General features: G+C 68.1%; 5 protein-coding genes and 2 pseudogenes. 4 read left to right on the top strand and 3 right to left on the bottom strand.

What is annotated here, in order from left to right:
- A pseudogene (locus B1991_RS13725) lies at positions 1-278 on the bottom strand (hypothetical protein); the annotation flags it as partial.
- On the opposite strand from B1991_RS13725, the pseudogene rlmKL reads away from it, so the two are divergent.
- The 4 genes and pseudogenes from rlmKL to egtD all read left to right on the top strand — a co-directional run.
- Positions 222-1,574: pseudogene (gene rlmKL, locus B1991_RS13720) on the top strand (bifunctional 23S rRNA (guanine(2069)-N(7))-methyltransferase RlmK/23S rRNA (guanine(2445)-N(2))-methyltransferase RlmL); the annotation flags it as partial. The pseudogenes B1991_RS13725 and rlmKL sit on opposite strands and share 57 nt — an antisense overlap.
- Positions 1,575-1,639: 65 nt before the next feature.
- Entirely contained in the window at positions 1,640-2,062 is a 423-nt protein-coding gene (locus tag B1991_RS13715; RefSeq protein ID WP_136259241.1) for a hypothetical protein, read from the top strand.
- A 194-nt stretch (positions 2,063-2,256) separates the two neighbouring features.
- Entirely contained in the window at positions 2,257-3,507 is a 1,251-nt protein-coding gene (gene egtB / locus B1991_RS13710) for an ergothioneine biosynthesis protein EgtB (protein WP_136259240.1), read from the top strand.
- Positions 3,504-4,493 (top strand): L-histidine N(alpha)-methyltransferase, encoded by a 990-nt coding sequence (egtD, locus tag B1991_RS13705; protein WP_136259239.1) that lies wholly within the window; start codon positions 3,504-3,506, stop codon positions 4,491-4,493. Before egtB ends, egtD begins: the two co-directional genes overlap by 4 nt.
- 21 nt (positions 4,494-4,514) lie before the next feature.
- On the opposite strand, the gene B1991_RS13700 is transcribed toward egtD, so the two are convergent.
- Positions 4,515-5,414 carry a PhzF family isomerase gene (locus tag B1991_RS13700; protein WP_136259238.1) on the bottom strand — a complete coding sequence of 300 codons (900 nt, stop codon included), beginning with the start codon at positions 5,412-5,414 and terminating at the stop codon, positions 4,515-4,517.
- Between the two features lie 76 nt (positions 5,415-5,490).
- Entirely contained in the window at positions 5,491-6,969 is a 1,479-nt protein-coding gene (locus tag B1991_RS13695; RefSeq protein ID WP_168709653.1) for a S10 family peptidase, read from the bottom strand.
- Positions 6,970-6,987: the final 18 nt, after the last annotated feature.

Raw genomic sequence — 6,987 nt, 5'->3', positions numbered from 1 at the left:
TGCGCCATGTCCTGCTTGTCCAGGGTGAAGAATCCCGCCACGCCCGCCGCCTGCGCGTTGCGTTTGGCCGTCTGCACCATGCGCGGGTCGGCGTCGCTGCCGAAGAAGCACGGACGCAGCGCGCGCAGGCCGGTCTCGGCGCGCTGCTTTGCCTCGTCCAGCAGGCCGCGCCACAGCGCGATGTCGTGCTGCTGCCAGCCGAGGAAGCCGAAGTATTCGCGGCGCAGGCGGCGGGCGTGGCGGGATTCTTCACCCTGGACAAGCAGGACATGGCGCACGCCGCGCCGCCACCCGGCGTCGACCACGGCCTGATCATCACCAACCCGCCGTACGGCGAGCGTCTCGGCGATCGCGCCGAGATGCCGCGCCTGTACCGCGCGCTGGGTGACACGCTGCGCCAGCGCTTCACCGGTTGGCGTGCCGCGGTGCTGGCCGGCGACGTGGAGCTGGGCCGCGCCATGCAGCTGCATGCTGACAAGCGCTACGCGCTGTACAACGGTGCGCTGGAAACCGTGCTGTTGACGTTCGACCTGAAGCCGCGCGAGGAGAAACCGCGCGAGCCGAAGCCGTTGTCTCCCGGCGCGCAGATGCTGAAGAACCGGCTGGAAAAAAACGTCCGGCACCTGCGCAAGCGGCTGGCGCGCGAGGGCATCCACTGCTGGCGTGCCTACGACCAGGACCTGCCCGAGTACGCGGCGGCGATCGACGTCTACGGCGACACCGGCGGCGACGACCACCTGCACATCCAGGAGTACCGCGCACCGGCCGACGTGCCCGCCGACGTGGCCCGGCTGCGCCTGCGCGAGATCGCCCGCGTGGCCGGCGAGGTGCTCGGCGTGCCGCGCGAACGCATCGCGATCAAGACCCGCGAGCGCGGCAAGGGTGGTTCCAAGTACGGCCAGCTCGACCAGCGCGGCGAATTCATCGAGGTGGAGGAGGACGGCCTGAAGTTCCTGGTCAACCTCACCGATTACCTCGACACCGGCCTGTTCCTCGATCACCGGCTGGTGCGCGCCAAAGTGCGCGAGCTGGCCGAGGGCCGCTGCTTCCTCAACCTGTTCGCCTACACCGCCACTGCCAGCGTGCACGCGGCGGCCGGCGGCGCGCTGGAAACCACCAGCGTCGACCTGTCCGCCACCTACTTGGAGTGGGCATCGCGCAACCTGGCACTGAACGGTTTCACCGGCGCGGACCATCGGCTGATGCAGTTCGACGCGTTGGAGTTCCTGCAGCGCGACCGCGGCCATTACGGGCTGATCTTCGTCGACCCGCCGACCTTCTCCAACTCCAAGCGCGCCGAGGATTTCGACGTGCAGCGCGACCACGTGAAGCTGCTGGAAGCCTGCAACGAGCGACTGACCCGCGACGGCGTGATCGTGTTCTCCAACAACTTCCGCCGCTTCAAGCTGGACCGGGAGGCACTCGAAGCGCATTTCGAGATCGAGGACTGGACCACGCCCAGCATCCCGTTCGACTTCACCCGTCGCGCCGACATCCACGGCTGCTGGCTGCTGCGCCGCCGCAGGGCGGATGCGGGAGTCAATCCCTGGGATACGGCGCGCGTCAAATCCTGAATCTTTTTTTCAGTGCACATTAAGCCTGCGCGCCCGACTATCCGCGCGTGCAACGGAGAACGATCATGAATACAGCGGGCCTGCGTGTTTCCGGCAAGAGTGCGGCGATCGGCCTGGCGCTGATCGCGGCGTTGGCGATGCCCCTGGGCGCGTCCGCGCGCGGTTGGGGCGGACATGGTCATCATGGCTACTACGGCGGCTACCATGGCGGCTACTACGGTCATGGCGGCCACTGGAGCGGTGGCCGCTGGATCGCCGGTGCCATCGTCACCGGTGCCGTGGTTGGCCTGGTCGCCGACGCGATGCGCCCGGCCCCGGTTTATTACGATTCACCGGTCGTCTATCGCGCGCCGCGCACGGTGGTGTACGAGTACGGGGCCCCGGTGGTGACCCGCCGCGTGGTGGAAACTCGCACGGTGGTGTACGACGACCCGTACCAGACGCGTTACATCCGCGATGACGGCTACGACCGCGACGACGGCAACTGATCCACGCCGCATGGCGGCACCCGCGCGAGCCCGGCTTCGGTCGGGCTCGCGCTTTTTTGTGCATCGCCTCCAGGGGTGCCTGGATCACAACTTCTGAACAAGTTTCGCGGCATCCTTGTGGGCATGCCTTGCCGTACCACCATGCCGCTGACTTACCACCGTTTTGGCTGGCCGTCGCGATTGCGGTATCACGCATGAGTGCCGATTCACCGTTGCTTCGGGCCGGTATCGCAGCGCGCTTCGCCCAGGTGCGCCAGCAGACGCAGGCCCTGTGCGCGAAGCTGACGGCCGAGGACATGCTGCTGCAGTCCATGCCCGATGCCAGCCCGGCGAAATGGCACCTGGCGCATACCACCTGGTTCTTTGAGACCTTCGTGCTCGCGCACGACCCGGCCTGGAAGCCGCGCGACCCGGCCTGGCATTACCTGTTCAACTCCTACTACCAGTCGGTCGGGCCGATGCACGTGCGCGCGCAGCGTGGACTGCTGTCGCGGCCCTCGCTCGACGAGGTACGCGATTACCGTCGGCGCGTGGACGAGGCGGTGCTCGCCTTGCTGGAGCGCCATGACGATCCGGAACTGGCGAGCCTGGTCGAGCTCGGTCTGCAGCACGAGCAGCAACACCAGGAGTTGCTGCTGACCGACATCAAGCATGCGTTCTGGTGCAATCCGCTGCGGCCGGCGCTGCATTCGTCGATCGCGGCACCCGCGGGTGCGCCGACGGTGCCGCTGCAATTCCTGCCCGGGCGCGAGGGCATCGTCGAGATCGGCCATCGCGGCGAAGACTTCGCCTTCGACAACGAAACCCCGCGCCACCGCACCCTGCTGCAACCGCACGCACTGGCCAACCGGCTGGTGACCAATGCCGAATACCTGGCGTTCGTGCGCGAAGGCGGTTACCGCGAGCCCGGTCTGTGGCTGTCCGATGGCTGGGCCACGGTGCAACGCGAAGACTGGCAGCATCCGCTCTACTGGCAGGACGACCTGGCCAGCGAATTCACCCTGGCCGGGGTGCGCGCGCTCGACCCCGCCGAACCGGTGTGCCATCTGAGTTTCTACGAAGCCGATGCGTTCGCGCGCTGGGCCGGGGCCCGCCTGCCGACCGAGGCGGAGTGGGAAGCGGCGGCGCAAGGCGCGGCGATCGAGGGCAACCTGCAGCAGAGCCAGCGCTTCCATCCGCTGCCGGCACGAGCCGGCAAGGGCATGCTGCAGTTGTATGGCGACGCTTGGGAATGGACCGCCTCGCCGTACGTCGGCTATCCCGGCTACCGCCCGCTGCCCGGTTCGCTGGGCGAATACAACGGCAAGTTCATGTGCGGCCAATGGGTGTTGCGCGGCGGCTCCTGCGTCACCCCGCGCAACCACCTGCGCGCCAGCTACCGCAACTTTTTTCCACCCCATGCCCGCTGGCAGTTTGCCGGGCTGCGACTGGGACAGGATCGATGAACAGTGTGCAAGCCTGCGGCCTTCGTGATGACGAACGCCGCCCGCCCGCCAACGAGTTGCTCGAAGTCGCCCGGCACGGGCTGGCGCTGAAGCCCAAGCGGTTGCCGTCGTGGCTGTTCTACGACGAGCGCGGTTCGGCCTTGTTCGAGCAGATCTGCGAGCAGCCGGAGTACTACCTCACCCGCTGCGAGATCGCGTTGATGGACGAGCACGCCGCCGACATCGCCGAGACCCTCGGCAGCGACGTGCGGCTGGTCGAGTACGGCAGCGGCAGCGGACGCAAGACGCGCATGCTGCTGCGCCACCTGCGCGAGCCGGTGAGTTACGTGCCGGTGGAGATTTCACCCGAGCCGCTGCAGCAGAGCGTGCAGCGCCTGGCGCAGGAGTTTCCGCAGCTGCCGTTGCAGCCGCTGTGCGCCGATTTCAGCAGGCCGCTGCGCCTGCCGATTCCGCCGCGGGCGCCGCGTCGCACGGTGCTGTATTTCCCGGGCTCCACCATCGGCAATTTCGAGGCGCACGACGCGGTGGCCCTGCTGCGCAAGATGCGCAACGAGATGGGCGACGCCGGCGGCCTGCTGATCGGGGTGGACCTGAAGAAGGATCCGGCGGTGATCGAGGCCGCCTACAACGATGCGGCCGGCGTCACCGCCGAGTTCACGCTGAACATGCTGGCGCGGCTCAACCGCGAGATCGGCAGCGATTTCGACCTCGCCGCCTTTGCCCACCGCGCACGCTACAACCCGATGGCCGGGCGCATCGAGACGCAGCTGGTCAGCCGGCGTGAGCAGCAGGTGGCGATCGGCCGCCACAAGGTGCGCTTCGGCGTGGACGAGGCGATCCAGGTCGAATACAGCTGCAAGTATTCGCTGGAGGATTTCGCGGCGTTGGCGGAGAAGGCCGGGCTGGCGGTGCAACGGGTGTGGACCGATCCGCAACGGATGTTCAGCGTGCAATACCTGGTGCGCGCCGCCATGCGGGTGGATTGACGCCTTGCGGCTGGCGCGGCGTCAGCCGTCCAGTGGTGCGGAAAACAGGATGCAGGCGTCGCCTGCGATGGTCACCTCGACCGGCTCGTCGTGCGCGATGCGCACCTCGACATGGACGATGCCGTCGCGGCGCAGCGCACGGCCCTGGTGGCCGGCGAAGCGCAGCGACGCTCCGTCATGCGGCATCAATCGGTGGTGCACCAGGTAGGCGCCCAGCGGGCCGTTGGCGTTGCCGGTGACGGGATCCTCGTCGATGCCGATGGCGGGCGCGAACATGCGCCCGTCGGTGGCGGCCTCGTCCTTGCGCAACTGGAACACGAAATAGCCATTGCAGCCGATCTCCGCGCTCAGGGTCGCCAGGGCGGGCATGCTCGGTGCCAGCGCATCCAGATCGACCATCGGCTCCAGCGGCACCATGACCTTGCCATGGCCGATGGATACCACCTGCAGCGGCAGCGCCGCGGTCAGCCGGTCGTCGGCCACGCCCAGCGCAGCGGCGATGCGGTGGCGGACGGATGCATCCAGCGGCGGGTCGATGCGCGGGCGCTCCTGCTGCATGAAGACGCGCCGGCCACCGACTTCGTTGTGGCCGATGCGGATGCGCTGGATACCGGCGGCGGTCTTCTGCCGGAACTCGCTGCTGCCGAAGCCGGGCAGGCTGGCGCGCACGTAGTGGGTGGCGATGGTGGCGTGGCCGCACAGCGGCACTTCCGTGGTCGGCGAGAAATAGCGCAACCGCACGTCGTGGTCCGCGCCGTCCGGCGCCAGCACGAAGGCCGTCTCGGAGTGCTTCAGTTCCCGCGCGAGATCCTGCATCTCGGCGTCGGACAGGCCGTCGGCGTTGAGCACCACGCCGGCCGGGTTGCCCCGAAACCGCCTGGTGGTGAAGGCATCGACGTGGTACAGCGTGCGCTTGCTCATGGGTGGCCCGGCTGATGGCGACGAAGCGGGAGTTGGCGGTCGCCGCCGACTCCCGTCGCATCGTCGCGCGGCACGCTTACCTGGTGCCGTACAACGCCTTCACGTCGCGGGTCAGCGCGGCCTGGCTGTCGGCGCGCGAATAGAACATGTGGCCGCCGGGATATTCCTTCACCTGCACGCGGGTCGGGTCGCCCATCGCCGGCATCTGGTCGACCGCCAGCACCGAGACCATGAACGGGCAGGACAGGTCGTCCCAGCCGTGCGCGATCAGCACGCGCAGCTTGGGATCGTTGGCCACCGCCTTGCGCAACTGGCTGACCGAGCCTTCGCGGGCGTCGTCGTCCTCGTGCCACAGGCGGTTCACCTCGTAGCTGAGCGCGTTGTAGCGGCCGGCGACTTTCCAGCCCACGGTCTGGGTGACAAAGTTGACCATGGCGCTGGTGGTCGGCGCGATGATGCTGTTGAGCAGCGGATCGCCGGTGCGCTGGGACGGCGCATGCGGGAACGGATCCCAGGCGGTGACGTTGGAATCGTAGCGGCTGCCCAGCTTGCCCTCGGCGCGGTACACCTCGCGCAGATAGGCCTGGGTTTCGAGACGGCCGCCGGAGCGCTTGACGAACACCGGGTCCAGCCCGGTCAGCTCGGTGACCTTCTTGATCATGGCCTCGGTGGCGGCCGGATCGGAGCGGCCCTTCATCAACGTGGTGGCGTACTCGCCGCGGGTGTAGGCGATGATCGGTGCCATCGTCTCGGCGCTGAGCTTGCCCTCGCGCTCCAGGTGGGCGGCGGCGATCGAGGGCAGGGTGGTCATCCACGGCAGCGGCGAGACGGTGTCGTTGCTCCAGGCGGAGGGGTCGAGGTAGGGCGAGATCAGCGTCACCCCGCTCATCGCCACACCCAGCCGGGTCTGCAGATACTCGGTGATGCGCGGGCCGCGGAAGCCGCCGTAGCTTTCGCCGACGTAGTACTTGCGCGAATCCATGCGGCCGTTCTTCACCAGCCAGTCGTACATGATGCGCGAGAGGTACTCGATGTCGACGTCGGTGCTGTAGAAATCCTTGGTCGCCTGCTTGTCGTCGACCAGCGCGCGACTGAAGCCGGTGCCGACCGGATCGATGAAGACCAGATCGGTGAAGCCCAGCCAGGTGCCGGGGTTGTCGTGCAGCACCGGCGGATCGGAGGGCGAGTCGCCGGCGTCGCCGAAGGCCACCTTCTTCGGGCCGATCGCGCCCAGGTTGAGGTAGACCGACGAGGCACCCGGGCCGCCGTTGAGCGCGAAGGTCACCGGCCGGTCCTTGCCGGGGATGGTGTAGGCGGTGAACACCACCTCGGCGGTCTTGTTGCCCTTCTCGTCGCGCACCGGCAGCGAGCCCACGGTGACGGTGTACTTCAGCGTCCTGCCGTCGACCGTGGTGGTCTGCGTCACCTGCGCGTCGGCGGGGAACGGCGGCAGCTGAAAGCCGTCCTTGCCGGCCGCATCGGCGCTGGCCGCCGGCTTGTGGCTGTCGGCCGCCACTGCAGCGGTAGTGAATCCCGTCAGCAGCAGGGCGGCCATCAGGGCGAACGGCAGGGA

This window comes from Rhodanobacter lindaniclasticus (assembly GCF_004799035.1).
In the GTDB taxonomy this organism is placed as follows: domain Bacteria; phylum Pseudomonadota; class Gammaproteobacteria; order Xanthomonadales; family Rhodanobacteraceae; genus Rhodanobacter; species Rhodanobacter lindaniclasticus.
Note: the sequence above shows the minus strand (reverse complement) of the source record. Positions and strands in the feature narration are given on the sequence as shown.